The organism is Pseudoalteromonas sp. SR43-7 (assembly GCF_014163785.1).
GTDB classification, from domain to species: domain Bacteria; phylum Pseudomonadota; class Gammaproteobacteria; order Enterobacterales; family Alteromonadaceae; genus Pseudoalteromonas; species Pseudoalteromonas distincta.
The window spans coordinates 236,419-261,947 of sequence record NZ_JACJDY010000004.1; the positions used below are offsets into that span (position 1 = coordinate 236,419).

The window sequence follows — 25,529 nt, forward strand, 5'->3', positions numbered from 1 at the left end:
AAACGAGTCTAAAAATTCAGTTGTCCTAGTGACACATTTATGTGTCCCCATCGTCTAGAGGCCTAGGACACCGCCCTTTCACGGCGGTAACAGGGGTTCGAATCCCCTTGGGGACGCCACTTACTATTTTAAGTATTGCGTAAAGCAGTGTGACACCGCACTCTCTATGCACGACGTTATCAAGAGTACCAATCTCTTAGATATGTCATTTACTACTTAGATAGGAAAGTGCAGTGTTATTAGAATAAAACCACAAATTAATACCCTCATTTTATACTTCATTTTTATATCAATCTATTTACACTTTGTTACAAAACCAAATCCATAATCGCTCCATATTCCTTGTTGTACTTTTAATTAGTCTTTAAACTCATTGAGTTAATTTAAATATGGACTAAAAAATGAAACTCACAAAAATTGCACTTGCTGTTTTACTTGCATCAGGGTTGGCTGCATGTAATAGCTCAACTCAAGCTGTTGATAAAAATATTGTTACAGAAACATCAATTCCTGGCGTTACACTTATTGAATCAGTGAAATCTAATGCAGGTGAAATCAACATACCGTATAAAAAATATAAACTAGATAACGGTTTAACTGTAATTGTGCATGAGGATCATTCAGATCCCTTAGTACACGTTGATGTAACATACCACGTTGGTTCTGCTCGCGAAGAGTTGGGTAAGTCAGGCTTTGCTCACTTTTTTGAGCATATGATGTTTCAAGGTTCAGAAAATGTTGCTGATGAGGAACATTTTAAAATAATATCTGAAGCAGGCGGTACTTTAAATGGTACAACTAACTCAGATAGAACAAACTATTTTGAAACAGTACCAGTAAATCAATTAGAAAAAATGTTGTGGCTAGAAGCTGATCGAATGGGCTTTTTACTCGATGCTGTAACCCAAGAAAAATTTGAAGTACAACGCGAAACAGTAAAAAACGAGCGCGGCCAACGTGTTGATAATCGCCCTTATGGTCGTTTAGGTGAACGTGTTGCTCAAGCGATGTATCCAGACGGCCATCCATATTCATGGCCTGTAATTGGTTTTATGGACGATTTAAATCGCGTAAATGTAAATGATTTAAAAGCATTCTTTTTAAAATGGTACGGACCAAATAATGCAACGCTTACCATTGGTGGTGACATCAGCGCTAATGAAATACTGCCATTAGTTACTAAATACTTTGCACCAATCCCAAAAGGTCCTGAAATACCTAAAGTTGAAAAAACAGCGGTAACACTAAATGCCGACAGATATATTTCAATGGAAGATAAGGTTCACTTACCTTTATTAAGTATGAGTTTCCCAACGACTTACGCTCGCTCTGAAGATGAAGCACCTCTTGATATACTTGCTGAAATATTAGGTGGAGGTAATAATTCACTACTATACAAAAACCTAGTTAAAACTCAACTTGCTGTTCAAGCAAGTGCAAATCATCCATGCCAAGAGTTAGCGTGTTCAATTAGTCTTTATGCTTTACCAAATCCTACAGCAGGGAAAACGTTAGCTGATATGGAAAAAATCATTCGTGATTCATTTGTTGAATTTGAAGAGCGTGGCGTTACACAAGATGATTTAGATAAAGTAAAAGCTAAAATAGAGTCGGGTGCAATTTTTGGTCTGCAAAGCGTATCAGGAAAAGTCTCTCAACTAGCCGCATCTGAAACGTTTACAGGTAACCCAAACTCAGCTAAAGATGAGATTTCACGTTATAACAAAGTTACAAAAGCTGATGTTATGCGTGTTTTTAATCAATATATCAAAGGTAAATCTGCCGTTATTATGAGTGTTGTTCCAGAAGGTCAAACTCAACTTATAGCTGCCCCAGACAACTTTACGCCTAAAGCGCATGATTTTGGAGGTCCATCTACAACTTCAGCTGATGATTTAGTGGCACGAAGAGCTGTTGATACATTTGATCGAAGTGTTCACCCTATAGCCGGCGCAAATCCTGCTGTTGATGTTCCTTCTCTTTGGCAAACTAAGACCGAAAACGGTATTAAAATATTAGGTACGCAAAGTACAGAAACGCCAACCACCGCTATTTTCATTAAAGTTCCGGGTGGCTTGTATAATGAGCAAGCTAGTAAAGTGGGTTTATCGTCAATGACTGCATCGTTAATGAGCGAGTCAACGCAAAACTACACTACAGAGCAAATGAGTAACGCGCTTGAAAAACTGGGTAGCCAGGTAAGTATCTACTCAGATAAAACACATACAAATGTGTATGTTTCTAGCTTAACCAAAAATGTAGATGCAACGCTAAAGCTTGTTGAAGAGAAATTATTTAAACCAGCATTTAATGCCGATGACTTTGAGCGTAATAAAAAGCAAATCATTCAAAATATTCAACATTCAATGAAGGATGCAGGGTATTTAGCATCTAATACATACAGCAAATTACTATATGGCGACAATATAGCTGCACTTCCAAGTACTGGAACGCTTAATAGTATTGAGGCTATTACATTAGATGACGTTAAAGCTTTTTATAACGCAAACTTTAAACCACAGGGCGCGCAAGTCATTATTGTTTCTGATTTAAAAGAGTCAAAAATTGAGCCAAAGGTTAAAGCTACACTTGCAAACTGGCAAGGTAAATCGAGCCCAGTAGCGGTTGATTTCAGTGAACCTAAAGTAGAAACTAATGTAATTTATTTGGTTGATAAACCAGATGCCCCTCAATCAGAAATTCGTATTGGTAAACGCGATATGGTTGAAGACATTACAGGTGAGTTTTTTAAAGCTAACTTAATGAACTTTGCATTTGGTGGCACGTTTAACAGCCGTATCAATCTAAATTTACGAGAAGATAAAGGCTACACTTACGGTGCTCGCTCTCGTTTTTGGGGTGATAAAACATCAGGTGGCTTTACAGCTTCTGCAGCGGTGAGAGCCGACTCTACTGCAGCGTCTATTACAGAGTTTACTAATGAGCTTAATAACTATGCTCAAAACGGTGTCACTGATGAAGAGCTTATGTTTATGCGTAAAGCTATCAATCAAAAAGATGCGCTTAAATACGAAACGCCTAATGCAAAACTTGGCTTTTTAGCACAAATATTAGAGTTCGATTTAAAACCTAGCTTTGTAAAAGAAAGAAATGAGATTGTTAGCAATATTAGCAAAGAAGAAGTTAACGCCTTAGCTAAAAAACACTTAAACACTAAAGATATGATTTATTTAGTAGTGGGTGATGCTAAAACACTTCGCCCAGAGCTTGAAAAATTAGGTATGAAGGTTGTTGACTACAGTCTTTAACATTTAAATAATTAGAATTACAAAGCAGCTTTTTTAGCTGCTTTTTTTTGCCTGATTTTAGAGTGTTGATCTTTTTGAAAGTAGATTACAAGGAACAACTACAGCGTCTTTTTTTTGATATAAAATATAATTTTGTAGTTTAAGCCTTCAAATAACACCCCATTCCTAGCTTTATTATTCAGTACTTATAAAGATTCAATTTGGTAGCATAAATTTAGACATCCAACTTTATTAGGAGGATTTATGGCAAGTGGGTGGGCACGAGACGGTGCAATTCAAGATCAAATTGATGCAAGTGTTAACGACGCCGTACAGTATGCAAGAAGCAATTTAATATCTGGTGCAAGTGCTGAGCTATGTGACGAGTGCGATGAAAAAATCCCACAAGCACGAAGGCTCGCGCTACCAGGAGTTCGCTACTGTGTTGCATGCCAAGCTGCAATAGAAGGTAATGGTGCCAGCGCTAAATCGTTTAATAGGCGTGGTAGTAAAGATAGTCAGTTGCGTTAAAAAAAGGTGCTGCAAAGCACCTTTTATTTAGTACCAATCTGCATAACCATTTGAACAATATATAAAATTAAACCCCTCCATAGTTATACCAACCAGCATAAATCTTTGATCAATTTAACGAATTAAATTGCACTATAACGTCGTTAAAAATTTTTTATTTAGAACAACTAGATACAAAAATTTTGGCCTAGTTCTAGCGTAATTTTCTTAACGTTAAATAGACCCCATATATAAGCAGATTGGCATTAAGCAAATTGTTATAACTTAAATTAGTTATTAAGTAATTTAAAATTTACTCATGTCTTCTTTTTTCTGAATTAACTCAATTGCATAGCCATCTGGGTCTTTTACAAAAGCAATTTCAGTAGTACCGCCTTTTACAGGCCCTGGTTCACGGCTTACATTGCCACCAGCAGCTTTAATATCTGCACATGCTTTGTAAATATCATCAAACTCAATAGCAATATGACCATATCCATTACCAAGGTCGTAGCTATCCTCGTCCCAGTTATAAGTTAGCTCTAATACTGTGTTATCTGCTTCGTCGCCATATCCAACAAAGGCAAGAGTGTATCTGTATTCACTGTTATCAGCTCTGCGTAATTCTTTCATACCTAATATTTCAGTATAAAAAGCAATTGATTTATCCAAATCGGCTACACGAAGCATAGTATGTAATAAACGCATTTTTAGTTCCTTTAGTTATTTATTCAAAGTTAAGGATATTTTTAATTAAGCGCTATTATTAAGCGCGTTTTAGGGGGGTTATATGTATTAGCCATATATGTAGGCATTATATATAAATCACAACCTTAATATGAGAGTGGGCTTAAAACAGTTTGAGTTCGACCTTTATAAATTACCAATTAATGAATCATTTTATTAAATTTTGGATATTTAAATAACCAGTACTCAATTATTGGTCAACCTATTAGTATAAAAAAAGTTACTGATTGTTCAACAAAAGTTAACCTTTGCTTAATTGTGTCATTGCTATGTAACCATCTGTTTTTATAGATTATTAAATTTATTATTGTGTGATTTGTAAAAATATGGCGCTTGCTTGGTTAACTTATTGGTTGACAAAAAAGTCGTATGGTAATACAGTTTTTGCATACCAATTGGTAAGTTACTTGGTTTGAGTGAATACAATGTATTGGTAATTAATCAGAGTTACGTTTTGCACAGGTTAATTAATAAATAACTCAGGCTTAAAGTTACTCTACAAATTGAAACAAAAGACACAGCGTATTTATAGAGTAAATTTTACTTGTTCTTATAAAAGTATGCGCCACATATTTAGGAGTTATTCATGTCAAAACCAGTCATCGGTTTCATCGGCTTAGGCTTAATGGGCGGCAACATGGCCGAAAATTTACAAAACAAAGGCTATGAGCTAATTGTTATGGACCTTAGCAAAGATGCGGTTGCAGCATGTGTTGCTAGAGGCGCAAAAACAGCAAGCACTGCAAAAGAGCTAGCTGAAGGTTCAGATATTGTTATGTTTTGTCTTACAACGTCTGCCGTTGTAGAAAAAATTGTTTACGCAGAAGACGGTATCCTAGCGGGTATTAAAGAAGGTGCAGTATTAGTTGATTTTGGTACTTCTATCCCATCATCTACTAAAAAAATTGGTGCTGATTTAGCAGCTAAAGGCGCAGGCATGATCGACGCGCCACTAGGTCGTACACCAGCACATGCTAAAGACGGTCTTTTAAACATTATGGCTGCAGGCGATATTGATACATTCAATAAAGTTAAACCAGTACTGGAAGATCAAGGTGAAAACGTTTTCCATCTTGGCGAGCTAGGTGCAGGTCATACAACTAAGCTTATCAACAACTTCATGGGCATGACGACAGTATGTGCTATGTCACAAGCATTTGCAGTGGCAGAGCTTGCTGGTGTTGACCGTCAACAACTTTTTGACATTATGTCGACTGGCCCATCTAACTCACCGTTTATGCAATTTTGTAAAAACTATGCAGTTGATAATGTTAGCGACCTTGGTTTCTCGATTGCTAATGCAAACAAAGATTTAGGCTACTTCCTACAAATGGTAGAAGACCTAGGTACTGAATCAAAAATCGCTGAAGGTTCATCAGCTAACCTACAAGCAGCGTTTGACGCTGGTATGGGTCAAGGTAACGTTCCTGAAATTTTTGATTACTTCAAAAAGTTAGAAAAGTAATACTTCTCGACCTTATTGAGCGCTTTGAGCTTTAACTTAAAGCGCTTTAACACACATGACACCAATTGACTAAAGTCTTTGTGCAATGTCAGCTTTTTTTAATTCTGATGAAGCACTACTTTCAGTCACAACGAAAAAGAGTTAACTATGCGTTTGATTAATACAATAAAGCTTAGTCTAGTTCTCATCGGTTGCATATCCACACAAGTAGCGGCCAAAGATTATTTTATAGAAAATAAACAAGCTTTTAATGATATCGCAGCTAATCTAGTTGCTGGCGACAAAGTAGTACTTAAAAATGGTACTTGGTCTGACTTCGAAATTTTACTTGAAGGCCAAGGTACAAAAAACTCTCCTATTATATTAACCGCTGAAACTAACGGAAAAGTAATTCTATCAGGTCAATCTAACCTAAGACTTGCAGGTAAATACCTTGAAGCTTCTGGTTTAGTATTTAAAGACGGCTACACACCGAGCTCAGCTGTAATAGAATTTCGTAAAAATAAAAATGAATTAGCCTACAATTCACGAGTTACTCAAACAGTAATCGATAATTACAGTAATCCAGACAAGCGAGAGTCTGATTATTGGGTTGCCTTATATGGACAACATAACCGCTTTGATCATAGTCATTTAGTTGGCAAACGAAATAAAGGTGTGACAGTTGCTGTTCGTTTAAACACTAAAGCAAGCCAGGAAAACTATCATCGTATAGATAACAACTATTTTGGCTACCGTCCTACTTTTGGTTCTAACGGTGGTGAAACCCTGCGTATTGGCACAAGCCATTACTCACTAACTGATTCGCATACATTGGTTGAAAATAATTACTTTGAACGTACCAATGGTGAAGTCGAAATTGTTTCGGTTAAATCAGGTAAAAACATCCTTCGTAATAACGTATTTTATGAAGCGCGCGGTACATTAACGCTGCGCCATGGTAATGGCAATCTTATAGAAGAAAATATCTTCATTGGTAATGGTGTTGATCACACAGGTGGTATCCGCGTTATCAATAAAGATCAAATTGTAAGAAATAACTACCTACAAGGCCTAACAGGCTATCGTTTTGGCAGTGGTTTTACTGTGATGAACGGCGTACCAAATTCATCTATTAATCGTTATCACCAAGTAGAAAATGCGACGATTGAAAACAACACATTTATAAATGTGCGTCATATTCAACTTGCTGCAGGTAGCGATGCTGAGCGTAGCGCAGCCCCAAAAAATAGCGTAATGAAAAACAACTTAATCATAAACCAAAATGGTGAACAGCCATTTACAACATTCGACGATGTAAGTGGGTTAGTATTAAGTAACAACATTGCAGATACAAAAGTGCTTTCTGAGCTAACGTACGGTGTAAAAAAAGATAAAATCACGCTTGAAAAAGCAAGTAATGGTCTACTTTACCCAACATCTAAAAGTTTAAATGTAGGTGCAAAGCGCGATTTAAAAGTACTTAAAAAAGAAGATACCGGTGTTAGTTGGTATGCAAAAGTACCTGCTTTAGTTGATTTTGATTCTGGTAAGACACATTCTGTTAAAGCTGATGTAAGTGCATTACTAGATGCTATTGATAATGCAGAGTCGGGCGATGTTCTAGAACTAGCGCCTGGCCAGTATGATGTGTCTAAACTGGTTAAAATTGATAAAACGTTGACAATTAAAGCAAAGCAGAGCGCAAAGGCTAAACTTACTTTTCAACGCTCTACCTTGTTTGAAATACATGATGGCGGCAGCTTAAAACTAGATGGTTTATCAATTTCAGGTGAAAACGCGCCAGATGCAATAGGTAACAGCATTGTTCGTACGCAAAAATGGGGTATGGTTGATAATTACCGCTTTGTAATGATCAACTCAGAGTTAAATGCTTTAGATATTAATCATTCATTCCATTTCTTTATCACTGGTAAAGGTGCAATGGCTGACGAAATTATTGTTACAGGTAATACCTTTAATACAGTAACAGGTGACATTTTACGTCTAAATACTGAAATTGAAGACTTAGGTGTTTATAACGCGGAATACGTTATTGTCAATAATAATACATTTAATGATGTAGAAGGCGGTGTACTTAAGCTTTACCGTGGTGGCACTGATGAAAGCACATTTGGTCCTCATTTTGAAATGACAAATAACACGCTTAATAACGTTGGCCTTGGTAAGCGTAACAAAGAGCAAGCGAGCATTTATGTTCACGGTGTTCAGGTTACTAATATTAAAGATAATAAATTTGTTAAATCTGCTCCTATTGTTGTAGAGCACACAGTAGGCGAGCCTAAAACTGAAATCTCAGGCAATACATTTGATGCAACTAAAGCACCAAATGTTAAAGAGTTAAGAGTTAAAGGCCCACACACGGCAGTATTAAAAAATAACAACATTTTAAATAAGGCAGGGTAAATACTATGTACTTATTAAAATGCCAAACACGTTTTAAAATAGCTGCTGTAGCTGCAATTACATTACTTACATCACTGGGGGCGCATGCAGCGCACCCAAACTTAGTGATTACTACTGATGATGTTAAGCAAATGCGCCAAGCAATTAGTAGCAACGGTAGCACAAAGTTTGCTACTGCGTTTGAATCGCTAAAAGCGCAAGTAGATGAACAAATTGCACAGCCTATCACTGTACCCGTTCCAAAAGATGGCGGTGGTGGTTATACACATGAGCGCCATAAGAAGAATTACCAACTTATGTACAACGCGGGCATTATTTATCAATTAAGCCAAGATGATAAATACGCAAACTATGTACGTGATATGTTGCTTGAGTACGCAAAATTATACCCAACGCTTGGTCTGCATCCAAAACGTAAAATGGACTCGCAAAACCCAGGGAAATTCTTTTGGCAAAGCCTAAATGAAGCAATGTGGCTTGTGTACACAATACAAGCTTATGATCTAATTTATGACTCGTTAAATGCCGATAATATTAAAACAATCGAGAATGACTTACTCCGTCCTGTTTCGTTGTTCACATCTGTAGGCCAACCGTCTACATTTAATAAAGTACATAACCATGGAACATGGGCAACAGCGGGTGTTGGCATGGCAGGGTATGTATTAGGTGAACCTGAGTGGGTAGAAAAATCATTATACGATTTAGAAAAGTCGGGTAAGGGTGGCTTTATTAAGCAGCTAGAGATGCTGTTTTCACCACAAGGTTACTATAACGAAGGTCCTTACTATCAACGCTTTGCACTATTACCATTTGTAACGTTTGCTAAAGCGATTGAAAACAACGAACCACAACGAAAAATCTTTGAATATCGCGATGGCATATTATTAAAAGCGATTGATACGACGATTCAACTTAGCTACAACGGTTTGTTCTTCCCAATTAACGATGCAATAAAAAGTAAAGGCATCGATACCATTGAGTTAGTAAATGGGGTAACGGCAGCGTATGGCTTAACCAACGATGCAGGTTATTTAGATATTGCTAAGCAACAAGACCAAATAATTCTCTCTGGTGATGGGCTAAAAGTAGCTCAAGCACTTGATAACAACATGGCAAAACCTTATTCGTTTAAATCCGTTGCCTTCGGTGATGGTAATGACGGTAAACAAGGTGCTCTAGTTGTAATGAGAACGCAGGTAGGTGGCGATCAAGCGCTACTGTTTAAACCTGCTGCACAAGGTTTGGGCCATGGTCATTTTGATAAATTAACATGGCAGTTTTACGACCACGGAAATGAAATTGTATCTGATTATGGCGCAGCACGTTTTTTAAATGTAGAAGCTAAATACGGCGGTCGTTATTTACCTGAAAACGAAACTTACGCTAAACACACTGTTGCGCACAATACGGTAGTGGTTGACGAAACAACGCATTTTAATGCAAATGTTGAAGTAGGAAATAGTAATTACCCTGCACTTAACTTTTTCGAAACGAATGAATACGGCACGGTTTCAAGCGGCGAAATAAGCACAGCTTATAAAGGCGTTGATCTTGAGCGTACGCTTGCACTTATTAACTTACCTGAACTACAAAGCACAGTTGCACTTGATATATTTGATGTTGTTGCAAATAAAGCACATCAGCTTGATTTGCCTTTGCATTATAAAGGTCAGCTTATAGATACCAGCTTTGAGCTAAAAGCGAATGCAACGCAGCTGTCTGCGCTAGGTACTAAAAATGGCTACCAACATTTATGGCTTAAAGCTCAAGCGCAACCTCAAAGTGGTTTAGCTAAAGTAACGTGGCTAAACGAAAATGGTCGTTTTTATACGCAAACGAGCTTGGTTAAAGGTGATGAGTCTTTCTTGTTTACTCAAATAGGCGCAAATGACCCTCACTTTAATTTACGCAACGAAAATGGTTTTATTCGTCGTGTTGAGGGTCAAAAGCAACATAAGTTTATATCTGTATTAGAGCCACATGGTGAGTACAACCCAAGTAAAGAATATACCCTAGAAGCTGTTAGTCGAGTTACAAAGCTTGAATATAGTCAGCAGGGCAATTTAACACTTGTTGAACTTGATATTAAAGGCAACTCATATTTAGTGGCAATTAATAAAGCACAAACATCAGCTAAAAACACATTCAATTATCAAAATAAAGAGTTCACTTTAAATGGCCGATTAGGCGTTTATATGATGAACAATAATCAGGAGTAAATAGGATGCAAAAGCAAAGCGCAAACTTTTCATTTGGTAACGAGACCGAAATAGAAGACTTAGGAAATGGTCTAAAACGTCAAATGCTAGGTTATAACGAAGAGCTAATGGCTGTTAAAATTTGGTTTGAGAAAGGGGCTATTGGTTATAACCATGCTCACAGACATTCTCAAGTAACGTATGTTGTTGAAGGTGAGTTTCACTTTAACATTGATGGCGTAACTAAAATCTTAAAACCGGGTGATAGCTGCTTAATCCCACCATTTGCTGATCATGGAGCTACCTGCCCGACAGGCGGAATCCTGATTGATACTTTTAGCCCAGCGCGTGAAGACTTTCTTGAGGATTAATTATGCAACTTAAAGGCTTACGTTGGTGGGTTATAGCGCTAATAGCGCTAGCTACCATTATTAACTATATCGACCGCCAAGCACTTAGTGTGCTTTGGCCGGACATTGTTGAAGATTTATTTCCTGATGAATCAGCGCTAGAACGCAAACAAATATACGCTAATATTTCTATTGTGTTTGTATTTGCTTATGCATTTGGTCAGGCAATCTTTGGTAAAATATTTGACTGGGTGGGCACACGCTTCGGTTTTGTGCTATCAATAGGTGTTTGGTCTATTGCAACCGTTGCGCATGCATTTGCACAAGGTGTACTTAGTCTTAGTATTTTTCGCGCAATCTTAGGTGTAGCAGAAGCCGGTAACTGGCCTGGTGCAGCTAAAGGTAACGCAGAATGGTTCCCTACTAAAGAACGTGCTTTAGCACAGGGTATTTTTAACTCTGGCGCTGCTATTGGCGGTATTATTGCTATTCCTTTAATTGCTTATTTAACTATCTACTTTAGCTGGCAAATGGTGTTTGTTTTTGTTGGTGCATTAGGTTTCCTTTGGTTAGTTCCATGGTTAATTTTAGTTAAAGCACCGCCTAGCTCACATCCTTGGCTGACTGCCGAAGAACGTGAATATATCTTAACGGGTCAAAGACGTGTTGATGACAACGGTGATGTAACTGGTGAAGACGAAGAGGAATATAACCCTACAACTGCTGAGTTACTTTCTCGTAAGCAAAGCTGGGGTGTAATCATTGCCTCTGCCGCAATTGACCCAATTTGGTGGTTATTTGTATTTTGGATCCCTATTTACCTAAATGAAGTATACGGTATGGATGTTAAATCTATTGGTATATACGGTTGGGTACCTTATGTTGGCGCTATGTTTGGTGCTTGGTTTGGTGGTTTATTGGCTCAAAATCGACTCAAAGCAGGTTGGAATACAGATAAAACACGTAAGCTTACTATTACGCTGGGTTGTTTAATTATGTTACCAGCGCTACTTGCAATGGCAAATCCAGGCGGACCAACAACAGCGGTACTAATTATGGCTGTTATCTTATTTGGTTTTCAAACTGCAATTGGTAACGTGCAAACACTACCAAGTGATTTGTTAGGTAAAAAAGCAGTGGGTACATTATCAGGTTTTTCTGGTATGGCGGCAAAGCTTGGTGCTGTAGGTCTTACATCGCTAGTACCTTTTCTTACTGCTGATGGTAACTACACACCAGCATTTGTAATTGGTGCTTCTTTAGCCATCATTGCAATGGCAGCTGTTTGGATTTTAATTCCAAAAATAGAACCTCTTAAAAAGCCTCAATAATCTAGATAATAACTGCTATGCCAACATATTTTGTATATGTGCATAGCAGTTAACTACATAGGGTAACTTCCAAGATGAAAAATATTTACTTTATCGGTGAATGCATGGTCGAGCTTAGAGCTATGAGCGCGGCAACACTACACCAATCATTTGCAGGCGATGTTTATAATTCTGCAGTGTATTTAAAACGTTGCTTCCCGCAGGTTACTACTTCGGTTGTTACGGCTTTAGGTCAAGATAATTTAAGTAAAAAAATGCTAGAACGCTTTGAGAGTGAACAAATAAATACGCAACTTGTATTTGCTCACGACACCAAAGTACCTGGTATGTACTACATAGAAACTGATGAGCATGGTGAGCGTAGCTTTATTTATTGGCGCAATGATTCTGCAGCTAAAAAGGTTGTTGATTTTTTAGATGCTGATGCACTCGAGCAGCTTAGCCAAGGTGATATGTTTTTCTTTTCAGGAATTTCATTAGCAATAATTGAAGAAAGTGCACGTGAAGACTTTTGGAAAGTTGTAAAGCAGCTTAAAGATGCTGGGGTTAAAATCGTTTTTGATCCTAACTATAGAGCACGTTTGTGGAATAGTGTAGAGGAAACTAAAGAGCAATATCATTTAGCCTTTACGTTTGCAGATATTACCCTACCAGGCGTTGAAGATTTAACAACACTTTATGGCGTTCATAGCGTAGAAGCAGTTGTTGAATATTTAAAGCCTTACCAAATTGAAGAAATTGTTGTTAAAAATGGCCCTGAATCGGTAGTGACAAAAGAGGGCGATACGCTTCAAAGCCACACTATTGTACCGGTCAAAAACGTTGTAGATACAACATCAGCAGGCGATGCCTTTAACGGTGTTTACTTAGGTGCACGTTTATCTGATAAATCAATTTCAAGTGCCGTGCAACTTGCTGCAAAAGCGGCAGGGACTGTTATACAGCAACCAGGTGCTATTGCTCCAAAAGATATATTTCAGCTAGCAATGGCTGAAGCTGGCATGTGATACCAATTTTATTAAAAACATGATCACCTTAGCGTATTAAATAACTCACTAACTACGTTAAAAATTATTTATATAGAACAACTATGTATCATAATTTTAGCCTTGTTATTGAGCTATTTTCTTGTCGCTATAATAACTCATTAATTTAATGCAATTGGTATAACAAAATAATTAACCTGAACTCTGGTTAAGAGATTTACTAACATATTGAATCATGGTGATATTTAAAATTATTTTCTCTAGCTAGAGATTTTCAGTGAAAACAAGGCGGATTTACGCGTCAATAGCGGGCCTATTGCAAGTAAATTCAACACAGTTAGCGCTGAAAATAGCTGCTTGAGATAGATTTATTATCTAGAGTTCAGGTTAAACAAACATTAAAGGCCGCCATACCTCGGCCGCATTACTTTTTATAAAGGAACAACGTTATGACTCGCTTTTCTGAACTTATGGCAGGACAAACACTGCTACCTATAATTCAAGCAGATACTCCAGAGCAAGGTGTTCAAATAGCGAAAGCTATGGCCAATGCTGGGCTTACTTTAGTTGAAGTAGTGCTAAGAACAGAGGCATCAATAGAGGCATTAAAAGCTATTAAAGCACAGGTGCCTGAGCTAAAAGTAGGTGCAGGGACAGTCATCAATACTGATATTTTGGAGCAAGCACTTGAAGCGGGTTCTGATTTTATTGTAACCCCAGCGGTGTCTCCTGCGTTACTTGAAGCACTTGCTAAATGTAATGTGCCGGTACTTCCTGGTGTATCAAACACCGGTGATATTTTAATGGCGCTTGAGTATGGCTTTGAAGAGCAAAAATTATTCCCAGCATCGCTTGCTGGTGGCGCTCCTTTTGTGTCAGCTGTGTCGTCAGTATTTAGAGCAGTCAGCTTTTGTCCTACAGGTGGCGTTAGCGAAAGTAACAAAATGGACTATCTTTCTTTAAATAATGTATTCGCCGTTGGCGGTACTTGGATAGCGAAAAAAGAATGGGTTGAACAAGAAAATTGGCAAGCAATTACTGATTCTTGTATCCAGGCTTTAAAATAGAAAGGATTTCATAAATGAATTATTTAGCCCCAACAATACTACCAGGCGTAATCGTTGGCGACGAAGTAAGTGCTGTGTACGAGCATGCACGTACACATCAATATGCGTTGCCAGCGGTAAATGTTGTTAGTACAACATCTATAAATGCGACTCTAGAAGCTGCTAAAAAGAAAAACTCGCCCGTTATTATTCAGCTTTCTAATGGTGGAGCACAATTTTTTTGTGGTAAAAGCTTATCTTTACCAGAGCAACAATCAGCTGTGCTTGGGGCGGTAAGTGCTGCAAGATATGTACATTCAGTGGCAGCACATTATGAAGTAGCAGTGATGCTTCACACTGATCACGCAGCTAAAAAGCTACTACCTTGGATTGATGGTTTGCTTGATGAAGGTGAAAGACACTTTGAACTGACTGGCAAACCATTGTTTAGCTCACATATGATTGATCTGTCAGAAGAGCCTTTAGAAGAAAATATCGAAATTTGTGAACGTTACTTAACGCGTATGGCAAAAATAGGTATGACGCTTGAAATTGAGCTTGGTTGCACGGGTGGTGAAGAAGACGGTGTTGATAACTCACACTTAGATAGTTCTGCTTTATACACTCAACCTGAAGATGTTGCATTTGCTTACGAACGCTTAAGTCGTATTAGCCCTAACTTTATAATTGCAGCCTCTTTTGGCAATGTTCATGGTGTATATAAACCGGGTAACGTTGTTCTTACGCCAACTATTTTAAAAGATTCACAAGCTTACGTATCAGAAAAATTTAATCTACCAAGCAACTCAATTAACTTTGTTTTTCATGGTGGTAGTGGTTCTGAGTACAGTAAAATTGCAGAGTCTTTAACGTATGGCGTAGTGAAGATGAATATTGATACCGATACGCAGTGGGCGTGTTGGACAGGTATTTTAGATTACTACAAAGACAAGCAAGCATACCTACAGGGGCAAATTGGTAACCCTGAAGGGGATGATAAGCCAAACAAGAAATACTATGACCCTCGTGTATGGTTGCGTCATTCAGAGCAAAGTATGGTTGCAAGGCTAGAGCAATGCTTTGACGATCTAAATTGTGTAAACAGGTATAGCGCATGAAAAGATTAAATACAGTATTGAAAGAAGACGGTGTAGATACCGATCTTATTTTACTTATTCGCACAATTTTAGCGACCAGTAAAGAAATTGCTTTTCGAGTAAGCCAAGGTGAATTAGCCGGTGTTTTAGGCTCAACTTTGAATGAAAACGTTCAAGGTGAAGTTCAAAAAAAGCTTGATGTAATCGCAAACCAACTACTTAAAGACATCCTACTTGACGACAGCAGTGTACGATCTGTTGCATCAGAGGAAGAAGATCATGCGGTAGGTGGCCACCCTGAAGGTAAGTTTATTGTTGCTTTTGACCCGTTAGATGGCTCTTCTAATATTGATGTTAATGGGCAAATAGGCACTATATTTACTATTTACTTAGCCCGTGATGATGTTCCTTTTGATAGCGACGAGCAATTTAGTCAGCCCGGTGTAAATCAAGTATGTGCAGGCTATGTGTTATACGGCCCTTCATCATTACTTGTAATGAGTACTGGCGGTCCTACGCGTTGTTATACGTTAGACTCAACACATGGCGGTTACTTACTGACAAATAAGCAGTTAAGTGTGCCAGAACAAAGTCGTGAATTTGCCGTTAATATGGCTAACTACCGTTACTGGGACGAACCAACACAAGTGTATTTTGATAAATTGCTATACACCTGTGAAAGCTTTGAAAAAAGCTCAATGCGTTGGAATGCAGCGATGGTAGGCGACGTTCATCGTATTTTATGCCGAGGCGGGTTATTTTTGTATCCACAAGATAAACGCAGTGGTAACGATAACGGAAAAATAAGACTGCTTTATGAAGCAAACCCGTTAGCACTTTTAGTTGAAAACGCAGGTGGTAAAGCAACCTCTAGAGGAACGCGAATTTTAGATATTGCGCCAACTAGCTTGCACCAGCGTGTGCCTGTTGCTTTGGGTTCAAATGAGCCTGTAGAGTTTTATAATAACGCCATGTTATAAAACAGCACTCAAAAAAAGGGGTAAGAAAATTGCCCCTTGTTTTACCCTTAATTTTAATTCTCTTTGTAAATCATCCTCTTTATACAAACTCACTTCTTTTCTTATTGTCTTCAAATAAGAATACTTCACATATATTTAATAATATTACTTACTAAACCCTATATAAAACTAAGTTTTTACTATAACGCTATGTATCTTTAACGTTATTTTTCACAATTGAATTCAATTTTCAACCAAAAATAAAAGCCCAAGGTTAACTTGGTGTTTGTTTATTGTTATTTAATTAGGTGGGGATAGTGGAAAAACTTATTTTATTGTGGTTATATTACCAAGTTGGTTAACAATTTATTTGCAATTTAAATAAATTTGGTAATAAACACATGATTTATTTGGTAACACACACAATAGATGGCCAAATATTAAAACTATAAATTTGGAGAATAGAGCCACCATGAAATTCAAACATTTTGCGCTATGCGCTATTGCAGCTGCAATCGTTGGTTGTGACACAAACTCAAACAACAATGACAACAACTTGGGCTCTATTGCTCTTAGTGGAACTGTTACAAGCGGACAAACATTAACAGCTGAAGTTAGTGACCCTGATGGTATCTCAGGTGACGTGACTTACTACTGGTATGCAGATGGTGAGGCAATTGCTGGTGCAAATAGCGCTTCATTTACATTGACTGACGATCAGATAGGGTTACCAATTACAGTTCAAGGGCTTTATACCGATGATGGCGGTATTAATGAATCGCATATTACAGAACCAACCGCAGATGTTGCCGCAATCGCATTTCCTGCAAGTTTAACTATTACAGGTGACGCACTAGTTGGTTCGCAACTAACTGCTAATGTAGCTGACGACAATGGCTTTGATGGTGATACAGTAACTTATAAATGGTTTGCAGATGACGTAGAAATTGCTGATGAAGCACTTTCAACGCTCACGTTAACAGACGCACAGTTTGGTACAGTTATTACAGTTAGTGCATCTTTTGAAGATAGCCGTGGGTTTAACGAGTCTGTAACTTCAGCCGGTACAGAGGTTGTCGCACGAACAAACTCAGAAGGTGAAGTTACAATTAGCGGCACGCCAACTGTTGGAAATACATTAACAGCAGAAATTAATGATACCGATGGGGCGACAGGAGATATTACTTATCAATGGCTTGCTGACGCACAAGAGATAGATGGCGCAATAGAGAGCACCTTTACAGTTGATGCATCACTTTTAGGTCAAAAGATAAGTGTTCAGGTTGCTTATACAGATGATAATGGGTTTATCGAGGATAATACATCAGAGGAAACAATTGCTGTTTCTGCTGTTGCGGTTGATGAAGCCGGTAGCGTAGCCATTATGGGTGTAGTGCCTTATTTAACAAATGGCGAGTTAACCGCTGAGATAACTGATAACAACGGCGTTGAAGAGGCTAACGTTACTTATACTTGGTCTGCTGATGGTGTTGAAATAGCAGGGAGCAATAGTAAAACATTTACGCCTTCTGATTACGCTGGCTCAATAATGTCAGTAAAAGCCACGTATACAGATAATGATGGCTTTGCGAGTGAGGTTACAAACTCACTTGATACACTGGTTTACACTCAATTAGTTAGTAACCCTGAAGCACTCCTTGGTGCTATAAGTGGCGGTTTAGCTGACGGTGATGTTATTGGTTTAAACACCGGTGTTTATGCTGATATGGACGCAATTTTATTAACCAGTGCAGTAACGCTTCGCGCTGTAGAAGGTCAAACTCCTGTACTTAGTGGTGAAGTATGTGTGCATGTAGCTGCTGGAGTAGATGGCGCTGGGTTAACAGGGCTTACCTTTAAGAATATAGATACTAAAGCGGGTGCATTTTGTGAAACCGAAGAAGGTGCTGTTATTTACTCAGAAGGGGATAACTTTACTTTTTCGCAAAACACGATGGATGGAGAAGAAGCGACACTCAATAACTCTGAATACCATTGGCTGATGATAAAAGGTCAAAGTGCGTTGGTTGAACGAAATACATTCTCTAATCGAAATGTAGCAGAAAAAGGGTCTGTGATAAAAATATCATCATCAAGCTCTGATCACGTTATTCAATATAATTTATTTAGTGACAGTGATAATCCAAACTTTGATCAATCAAGTCTATACTTAATCAATGCAGGTAGTACAACGGGTAGTGGTGCAGCTGATAACGCAAACTTTACTATTCAGTATAACCGCGTAGAAAACTTTGTAACGGGTCGTCGTTTAATGCGTGTACAAACTTCTGGCGCAACCATCAAAGGCAATACAATCGTAAATCCTAATGGTGGTATTTCATTAGAAGATGGTGGGTTTAATAGTGTTACAGACAACATTATTATTCGTACTACAGATATTGCAAGCTCAAGCGATAGACCTGCTGGGGTATTGATCACACCACTTGGTCACACCGTGAGTAACAACTACATTGCAGGTATTCGTTCTGGTAATAAAGAAGCGGGCGGTATTGTATTTACAGCTAACCCATTTTCACAAGCTGATGGCGGTGTGCCAAACTCAGGTAACCAAGCTGTGCTTGATAGCGCTGGCGACTTTACACTAAATGTAACAAACAATACGGTTTTGAACTCACAGCAACCTATTGTATTTAGTACGGAAATAGGCCCTAAAGCACCAGCAAGTGATTGCGATGAGTTAACCGCAGCGAATGCACCGGTACTATACGGGCTGACCAAAAATGCGTTTGTTATAAACTTTAATGGAAATTTAATTGCAAACGGTTTAGGCGATCAAACAGACGCAGATACAATAAACAGCAGTGCCACAACTCAAGGCCTATTTTACCCAAATACACTTGAAAGTGACCATGCTTTTGAATATGACTGTGACTTAATTAATCATGATAGTTCGGTGCTAAGTAATAACTTTGGTTATATGGATAGTCGAGTATCAGGCGATGCAAGCGGTGACTGGGTTGAAATTAGAAAACTAAATGGTAATGGCGCATTCGATACTGATGGTGCAATTGACCAAGACCCAGCAACTAACGGTAAAGAAGTGCTTGAGTACGTTACAGCAGCAAGTACGTTATTAGAAACTGACCCTGCAGGCCTTCAGGCAGAGGCGGGTGCTAAAGGTCTTCATTATATTCAATCATCTGAAGTAGGTGTTGGATCTACATGGAAAATACAAAACGATTAAGTAACCAATTAATCAGTTAACTTTTAAAAGCCCCAAATTTGGGGCTTTTTTATTATTTATACTTTTCACCACGCTTTTTTAGCCTCCATAACTCATTTATGGACTAGTTTAGAGCTATTTATATTCTAGTAAAAAACCTGCCTGACCTACTGGTAATGCCGTTAAGTTAAAATTGGTATACCTTATGGTAATATTAAAACGTCAAATTGGTTGATCATCGTGCTGGGTTTAAGTATATTAATGTCAAAGGTCACATAAAATATACATCAGCATAACAAGCTAACACACTAAAATCACACAACAACAACCAGCGGAGAATTCAAATGTCGTTGAAGTCACGAGATAACAATAATTCTACAACAGGGCAGTTTGCAATGCGCCCAGTTGCAAAATGGGTAAGAACAGCGGTCATCGCAGGTATGGCAAGTTCTTGCGTATTTACAGCAAGCGCACAGGAAGATCAGGGAAAAGCGACAGAAGTTGAAGAAGACGTTGAAATAATTAGTGTTACAGGTACACGTAGAACGATACAAGATCAAATAGCAATTAAACGTGAAGCAACAACAGTAGTTGATGGCCTGTCATCTGAAGATATTGGTGATTTACCAGCACTGTCTATCGGTGAAGCACTAGAATCAATTACAGGTGCTGCATCTCACCGTGAAAACGGTGGTGCTACAGAAATCACTATCCGTGGTCTTGGTCCATTTTTAAGTGCAACACACATTAATGGTCGTGAAGCGACAAATGGTAGTGGTGACCGCTCAGTTAACTTTTCGCAGTTTCCTTCTGAACTTGTAAAAAAAGTAGCGATATATAAAACGCAAGATGCGTCAATGATTGAAGGTGGTGTTGCAGGTGTTATTGCACTTGAAACTATAACTCCACTTGATTTTGGCAAACAGCGCGTATCAGCTGAGGTTAAATTAAATTACAACCCTGATGAAGGTAATGTAGATAACTCGCTGCAAAGTGACGCGGGTTACCGTGGCACGTTTAGTTATGTTGATCAGTTTGAATTTGATAACGGCCAAGCCGTTGGTGTGTCTTTTGGTGTGCAGCGCCAAGAAATTAGTCAACCAGAGGCTGAATACAGAAGCTCTAGCCCATCAGGTTCTTCATTATGGGCGTGTTTAAACGATCCGACTAATACCAATGAAGGTTTTTACCGAAGCAGCGCAGGCGACTGTGAAGACCAAGTTAATGGCAGTAGCAACCAAGGTTACGATACAGAAATCGATCCAGAAACAGGTAAAGCAGTAAGTGATGGGACTCCTTATGCTTGGACTGGCAGTAGCCGAAGCTTTCGTCAAAACGAGACATCTGATGAACGTGATGCAGTATTTTTTGCACTGCAATACCAACCGTCAGCTGATTGGGATATTAACTTTGATGCACAAATTTCAGATAGAACACAACAAGAAGCACGCCACGATTTAATCTTTTTACAAAAACGTGCAACACCAGGTGTAACCGGTCCAACTCTTGTAACTAACGATGTAGGCGGTATTTTACATTGGGAAGGTGAAGAGCGTATTGAATCAGCGGGTGAGCAATTTTCTCGTGAAGAAAACTACCAAGGTTACGGCATAAATATAGAACATACAGTTACCGATAGATTAACTGTTGACTTAGATTTAGCGTATTCAAAAACTGAACGTGAAGAACTTCAAATATCTAATCGTGGTAGAACATCAGGTCGCAATTTCTTTTCTTGGGATATGGGCGATGAAATTCCTCATTTCACATTGACAGATTTTGACGTAACAGATATTTCAAACTTTACAGATAGCCTAAGAACACGACTTGACCGTGAAAATGTTCGTGAAAACGAAGTTATCTCAGCGCGACTAGATTTTGACTATGCGCTAGATGGCAACGTTATTACAAGTATTCAAGGTGGTATTAGAACATCTGAAATGACCTTCCTACAGTATGGTGGTAGCCAAGGTAACGGTTCAAGAAACGAATTTACACTAGACTCTGGTACTGAAGCGCTTGACGTATTACAAGGTTGTCAAATCGATTTTCCTGAATCAGGCTTTTTATCGAGTGTATCTGATGGCGATATCGTAACAAATATTGATAGCGACGGTAACGTTGTAGCTAGCGGTACAGGTTCATCATGGGCTACATACGATAACGTATGTTTCTCACAAGCTGTAGCTGGTTCTAACGCTGATGGTGTGTTTGCTTACCCAGAAGTTGAATATGAAAATGCAGGTACAATTGATGTAACAGAGAAAACAACATCAGTGTACTTAATGGCTAACTACGATACTGAAATGTTTGGCAAATTCATTCGCGGTAACTTTGGTCTTCGTATTGTAGACACAGAAGTAACTTCGATTGGCTTTAGAAATAGCTTTGACGTAGTAACAAGTGACACAGGTATACTGTCTCTAGTTGAGTCTGATAACGGTTCACTGGATAAAATAAAAAGTGGTGGCGATTACACTAAGTATTTACCAAGCTTTAACCTAGTTATTGATTACAGTGAAGATATTTTATTCCGTGCAGGTATATACCGTGGTATGTCACGCGCAGATCCATCTGATTTAGGCTATAGCCGTACATTCCAAGAAGATACAGAAGGTACAGCAACATCAATCAGCGATTTATTAGTGGGTGTAAATGGTTCTGGTAATCCAGACACTCAACCACTTATGTCTTGGAACTACGACGCTGCGTTTGAATGGTACCCTAACGAAGATTCAATCTTAGCGTTAAGCCTATACTACAAACAGTTCAACGGTGGTTTTCAACAACAAACAGTAATTGAAGATTTTACTGTTGCCGGTGAAACAGTTTCACTACCAATCACCAACTCTGTTACGTCAGACGAGGACAGTGAAATACTAGGCCTAGAAGCTTCATTTTCTTACCGCTGGGATAATGGCATCGGTATGAAATTTGGTTACAACTATGCAGACACTGACTTTGAGTTCCAAGATAGCTTATACGGCGATACGTTTGTTACTGATGTAGACGGTAATACTACACAATTAACTGACGGTATTGTTGAGTCGGCTTCAGTACCTGGCTTCTCAAAGCATGTATTTAGCAGCCAGCTGTACTACCAAATTGGTGGGTTTGATACTGCCGTTATTTACAAATATCGTAGTGAGTATTTCCAACCATATACTACAAATGGTACTCGACTTCGTTATGTTGATTCTGTAGGCGTATGGGAAATGCGCGCATCATACAAAATTGATGAGCACTTTAGAGTTAAAGCAGAAGCAATTAACTTGTTCAGCGCACCTAAATCACAAGATTTCTTTGTTGAAGGAAACTTAGGTGAAGTGAATGACTACGGCCCACGCTTATTCTTAGGTTTAAGCTACAAGCTGTAATAATAGTTAAAATATTATAAACATTAAAAAGGCGGTTTTACCGCCTTTTTTCATGTTTATAATTCAAGTTAGATTAGTTATGTAGACTGGTATGTGCCAGTGTAGGACGGATAAGCGAAGCGGCATCCGACACAGTAAAATACCTTGCCAATTATCATCAACATTTTATGTTGTTGAGTGGCTGAACTCACAGCCCAAAGGAAACAAAAAATCTAGCCCGTTTGATCTTCAAACTCACACAAACCTTCAATGTTACTGCGGCAATGTCTTGCGACACTGCCGCCAGTAATAATGCTCGAGATAGTATTAAACCAATACCTTTATTTTTTAACTTTTCCCTTAAGAACATAAATTTCACCATCGAAACTGCCTTGAATCGTTAGCCCTTGGCTTGCCAACTCTTGCAAATATTCAACATGATCATCAGTAATATGCTGGCCTGGGACTAAAAGCGGAATGCCCGGTGGATATGGAGTAACTAAACCTGCACAAATGCGGTTGTTGCTTTTACTGATAGGCACAGATTCGCGGTCGCCATAAAAAGCATCGCTTGGAATACACGCCAAATCTATAGCTGGTAAATTTTCAGGTAAGCGAGCTCTACGTGTCGATTTCGACAGCTTTACTTTACCGCTGTCTAGCTTTTTCAATGCATTGTACAAACGAATTATTTTTGAGCGCGTGCCGCCAAGCGTCAGTAAAACCAAAATGGTGCTGTGTGTGTATTTTTCTATCTCTAGCCCAATTTCATCCAGTAGATATTTATGAATATCTTTTAATGAGTAAGGTAGCTCACTAATATCAATAAGGATTTTTAATGGGTCGTGGCCCATGTTATCACCACTAAAATGTGGGAATATTTCCATAAAGTCTTGCTTAGCTAATACTTTAATTTGCTTAAGCGAGGCCATCTGTTGTTTAAACTCTTCAACATGATTTAGCAGCGCATTGAGCAGCTTATAGCCTTCCATCTCTAATTGCTTCTGGCACACGTCAAGCGATGCAATAAGCTGGTATTTTGGCGATGTGCTGGCGTAGATGCTATAAATCTCTCGAAAGAAATCGGCATCAAAATCGGGGTCGTTAATATGAATATAGGACGCTTGAGAAAACGCCGATACTACTTTATGCGCCGAATGCGTAATGTAGTCAGCCCCAGCATGTATCGCAGAATAATGACGAAAGCTAGGATGAAACAAAGAGTATGCAAACCAGGCTTCATCTATAAACACCTTAATACCATATTGATGAGCATAATCTACCACTTGTTTCAGGTCGCTAAGTAAGCCATCGTAAGTACAACCGGTAAGCACTAGTAATTTAGCATCAGTATTGTTTTCAATTGCTAACTTGATGTCGGCCAACGACGGTGGCGCGAAAATACCATATTTTGGATTTAAGATACTCGCCAAATAAATGGGGTAACTAGCTGATTGCAAGATGCCATAGTGTACTGATTTATGGCAATTACGGTCGACAATTACTTTATCTCCCTTACGCAGGAGCGTCTGCAAGATGATTTTATTTGAGGTGGATGAACCATTTGTAACAAAGTAGGTGTGTTTAACTTCAAACGTCGCCGCTGCTGATTCTTGGGCGCGACCAATAGTATTAGTGCTGTCTGATAATGAACCTAGCGAGTCTACCGAAACCGACAGGTCGCCAACAAATACATTGCGGCCGTAAAACTGATAAAAATCTTTGATGTAAGGTGAGTTTCTAAAGCTAGAACCCCCACTATGACCCGGTGTATGCCAAGAGTCGTTTGCTTCACCAACGTAACGACGATATGCCGTCCAAAATGGTGTTTCAGAGCGGTCGTCAAAATCGTTAATCATATAACCTAAAATAGCTTCTGGGTCAGAAATCACTTCATCTTTAAAAAAGAATGATTCGATTTCTTCTGATTCGTTAACGATTTCCAGCCCTTTAGTGTCGTCGCCAATAACATAAACCGGTAACTCAAGACGAATTGCCTTTAAATCTTCAATAAAGCGGCTATACATCCGCTCACCCACTTTGTTGTGCATATCCCAGCTTAGAACCACGGCTTGAATATCACCATCTTCCTCTACACATTCCAGCGCGTGTTTAAGCTCGAGGCATTCAATAATATCGATATGAATATCGTCTCGCTCAAAGTTAGGAATGGTCTTTGATAGGTTCGTTGAAAGCCCTTGTAAAGTGGCTGGGTCTTGCTCAATTATCAAGATACGAAGTAGAGGTAGCATAGAGGGTTTCGCAATATAATTTTATAATGCTCACTAGCATAACCAAAGGAGTGTAACTTGTGAAATTAATACTTTGATAATGTTCTAATAATTATTCTATTTAATTGGCTACTACAAATAAGAGGCGCAATGAAATTCATGTGTTTTCTGTTTGCATCGTAAGCATAAAGATTTTGATCATTATCAACGACAATATACTTCCCTTTAAGTTTTATACCACTGCAGTATAAAAATTATACCTATTTGATGGGCAGTTTTGTGCCAATTATAGTCTTTGAACCTTAATAATCTATACTTTGAATTGTTGAGGTTATGTGCTCTTTACTTACGAATATTGTGCCATCATCATTTAATGATCACCGCTTTTCTTTCGAAGTATTGAGTTACTTTA

Annotated in this window: 15 protein-coding genes and 1 tRNA gene; 14 read left to right on the forward strand and 2 right to left on the reverse strand. The window is 38.5% G+C overall.

Annotated elements, in window-relative coordinates:
- Positions 1 to 43: 43 nt before the first annotated feature.
- The 3 genes from H5087_RS05135 to H5087_RS05145 all read left to right on the forward strand — a co-directional run bounded on the left by H5087_RS05135 (position 44) and on the right by H5087_RS05145 (position 3,779).
- Positions 44 to 119: transfer RNA gene (locus H5087_RS05135), tRNA-Glu, on the forward strand.
- Between the two features lie 282 nt (positions 120 to 401).
- Positions 402 to 3,269, forward strand: coding sequence for a pitrilysin family protein (locus H5087_RS05140; protein WP_182671376.1), 2,868 nt, complete (start codon positions 402 to 404; stop codon positions 3,267 to 3,269).
- Between the two features lie 243 nt (positions 3,270 to 3,512).
- Positions 3,513 to 3,779, forward strand: coding sequence for a DksA/TraR family C4-type zinc finger protein (locus H5087_RS05145; protein ID WP_002962957.1), 267 nt, complete (start codon positions 3,513 to 3,515; stop codon positions 3,777 to 3,779).
- A gap of 285 nt (positions 3,780 to 4,064) precedes the next feature.
- Here the strand turns inward: H5087_RS05145 and gloA are convergent, their stop codons facing one another.
- Entirely contained in the window at positions 4,065 to 4,466 is a 402-nt protein-coding gene (gene gloA / locus H5087_RS05150; RefSeq protein WP_024594782.1) for a lactoylglutathione lyase, read from the reverse strand.
- Positions 4,467 to 5,091: 625 nt separating this feature from the next.
- Between gloA and H5087_RS05155 the strand changes: the two genes are divergently transcribed.
- The 11 genes from H5087_RS05155 (at position 5,092) to H5087_RS05205 (ending at position 22,907) form a co-directional block, all read left to right on the forward strand.
- The gene (locus H5087_RS05155) at positions 5,092 to 5,970 is read left to right on the forward strand and encodes an NAD(P)-dependent oxidoreductase (protein ID WP_002962960.1); all 879 of its coding nucleotides are present in this window, start codon (positions 5,092 to 5,094) and stop codon (positions 5,968 to 5,970) included.
- Between the two features lie 147 nt (positions 5,971 to 6,117).
- A complete protein-coding gene (locus H5087_RS05160; RefSeq protein WP_165724343.1) occupies positions 6,118 to 8,376 on the forward strand; it encodes a polysaccharide lyase 6 family protein in 2,259 nt (752 codons plus the stop codon).
- Between the two features lie 5 nt (positions 8,377 to 8,381).
- Positions 8,382 to 10,598, forward strand: coding sequence for a heparinase II/III family protein (locus H5087_RS05165; RefSeq protein WP_182671377.1), 2,217 nt, complete (start codon positions 8,382 to 8,384; stop codon positions 10,596 to 10,598).
- 5 nt (positions 10,599 to 10,603) lie between these two features.
- A complete protein-coding gene (locus H5087_RS05170) occupies positions 10,604 to 10,948 on the forward strand; it encodes a cupin domain-containing protein (protein WP_002962963.1) in 345 nt (114 codons plus the stop codon).
- Positions 10,949 to 10,950: 2 nt separating this feature from the next.
- Complete coding sequence (locus H5087_RS05175) at positions 10,951 to 12,258, forward strand: MFS transporter (protein ID WP_002962964.1); 1,308 nt, start codon at positions 10,951 to 10,953, stop codon at positions 12,256 to 12,258.
- Positions 12,259 to 12,332: 74 nt separating this feature from the next.
- A complete protein-coding gene (locus tag H5087_RS05180) occupies positions 12,333 to 13,265 on the forward strand; it encodes a sugar kinase (protein WP_024596888.1) in 933 nt (310 codons plus the stop codon).
- Between the two features lie 428 nt (positions 13,266 to 13,693).
- A complete protein-coding gene (eda, locus tag H5087_RS05185; protein WP_002962275.1) occupies positions 13,694 to 14,311 on the forward strand; it encodes a bifunctional 4-hydroxy-2-oxoglutarate aldolase/2-dehydro-3-deoxy-phosphogluconate aldolase in 618 nt (205 codons plus the stop codon).
- A 14-nt stretch (positions 14,312 to 14,325) separates the two neighbouring features.
- Complete coding sequence (gene fbaA, locus H5087_RS05190) at positions 14,326 to 15,408, forward strand: class II fructose-bisphosphate aldolase (protein WP_024595189.1); 1,083 nt, start codon at positions 14,326 to 14,328, stop codon at positions 15,406 to 15,408.
- Complete coding sequence (locus H5087_RS05195) at positions 15,405 to 16,367, forward strand: class 1 fructose-bisphosphatase (protein ID WP_002962277.1); 963 nt, start codon at positions 15,405 to 15,407, stop codon at positions 16,365 to 16,367. The genes fbaA and H5087_RS05195 overlap by 4 nt, the downstream gene beginning before the upstream one ends.
- Before the next feature lie 451 nt (positions 16,368 to 16,818).
- Positions 16,819 to 19,551, forward strand: a complete 2,733-nt coding sequence (locus tag H5087_RS05200) for a poly(beta-D-mannuronate) lyase (RefSeq protein WP_182671378.1) — start codon at positions 16,819 to 16,821, stop codon at positions 19,549 to 19,551.
- Positions 19,552 to 19,874: 323 nt separating this feature from the next.
- Complete coding sequence (locus H5087_RS05205) at positions 19,875 to 22,907, forward strand: TonB-dependent receptor (protein ID WP_182671379.1); 3,033 nt, start codon at positions 19,875 to 19,877, stop codon at positions 22,905 to 22,907.
- 320 nt (positions 22,908 to 23,227) lie between these two features.
- Here H5087_RS05205 and H5087_RS05210 read toward each other — a convergent pair whose 3' ends face one another.
- Complete coding sequence (locus tag H5087_RS05210; RefSeq protein ID WP_033021837.1) at positions 23,228 to 25,138, reverse strand: aminotransferase class V-fold PLP-dependent enzyme; 1,911 nt, start codon at positions 25,136 to 25,138, stop codon at positions 23,228 to 23,230.
- Between the last annotated feature and the right edge of the window lie 391 nt (positions 25,139 to 25,529).

Coding starts and splice junctions, on each gene's coding strand:
- H5087_RS05140 (WP_182671376.1), top strand. CDS start 402: ATGAAACTCACAAAAATTGCACTTGCTGTTTTACTTGCATCAGGGTTG.
- H5087_RS05145 (WP_002962957.1), top strand. CDS start 3,513: ATGGCAAGTGGGTGGGCACGAGACGGTGCAATTCAAGATCAAATTGAT.
- gloA (WP_024594782.1), bottom strand. CDS start 4,466: ATGCGTTTATTACATACTATGCTTCGTGTAGCCGATTTGGATAAATCA.
- H5087_RS05155 (WP_002962960.1), top strand. CDS start 5,092: ATGTCAAAACCAGTCATCGGTTTCATCGGCTTAGGCTTAATGGGCGGC.
- H5087_RS05160 (WP_165724343.1), top strand. CDS start 6,118: ATGCGTTTGATTAATACAATAAAGCTTAGTCTAGTTCTCATCGGTTGC.
- H5087_RS05165 (WP_182671377.1), top strand. CDS start 8,382: ATGTACTTATTAAAATGCCAAACACGTTTTAAAATAGCTGCTGTAGCT.
- H5087_RS05170 (WP_002962963.1), top strand. CDS start 10,604: ATGCAAAAGCAAAGCGCAAACTTTTCATTTGGTAACGAGACCGAAATA.
- H5087_RS05175 (WP_002962964.1), top strand. CDS start 10,951: ATGCAACTTAAAGGCTTACGTTGGTGGGTTATAGCGCTAATAGCGCTA.
- H5087_RS05180 (WP_024596888.1), top strand. CDS start 12,333: ATGAAAAATATTTACTTTATCGGTGAATGCATGGTCGAGCTTAGAGCT.
- eda (WP_002962275.1), top strand. CDS start 13,694: ATGACTCGCTTTTCTGAACTTATGGCAGGACAAACACTGCTACCTATA.
- fbaA (WP_024595189.1), top strand. CDS start 14,326: ATGAATTATTTAGCCCCAACAATACTACCAGGCGTAATCGTTGGCGAC.
- H5087_RS05195 (WP_002962277.1), top strand. CDS start 15,405: ATGAAAAGATTAAATACAGTATTGAAAGAAGACGGTGTAGATACCGAT.
- H5087_RS05200 (WP_182671378.1), top strand. CDS start 16,819: ATGAAATTCAAACATTTTGCGCTATGCGCTATTGCAGCTGCAATCGTT.
- H5087_RS05205 (WP_182671379.1), top strand. CDS start 19,875: ATGTCGTTGAAGTCACGAGATAACAATAATTCTACAACAGGGCAGTTT.
- H5087_RS05210 (WP_033021837.1), bottom strand. CDS start 25,138: ATGCTACCTCTACTTCGTATCTTGATAATTGAGCAAGACCCAGCCACT.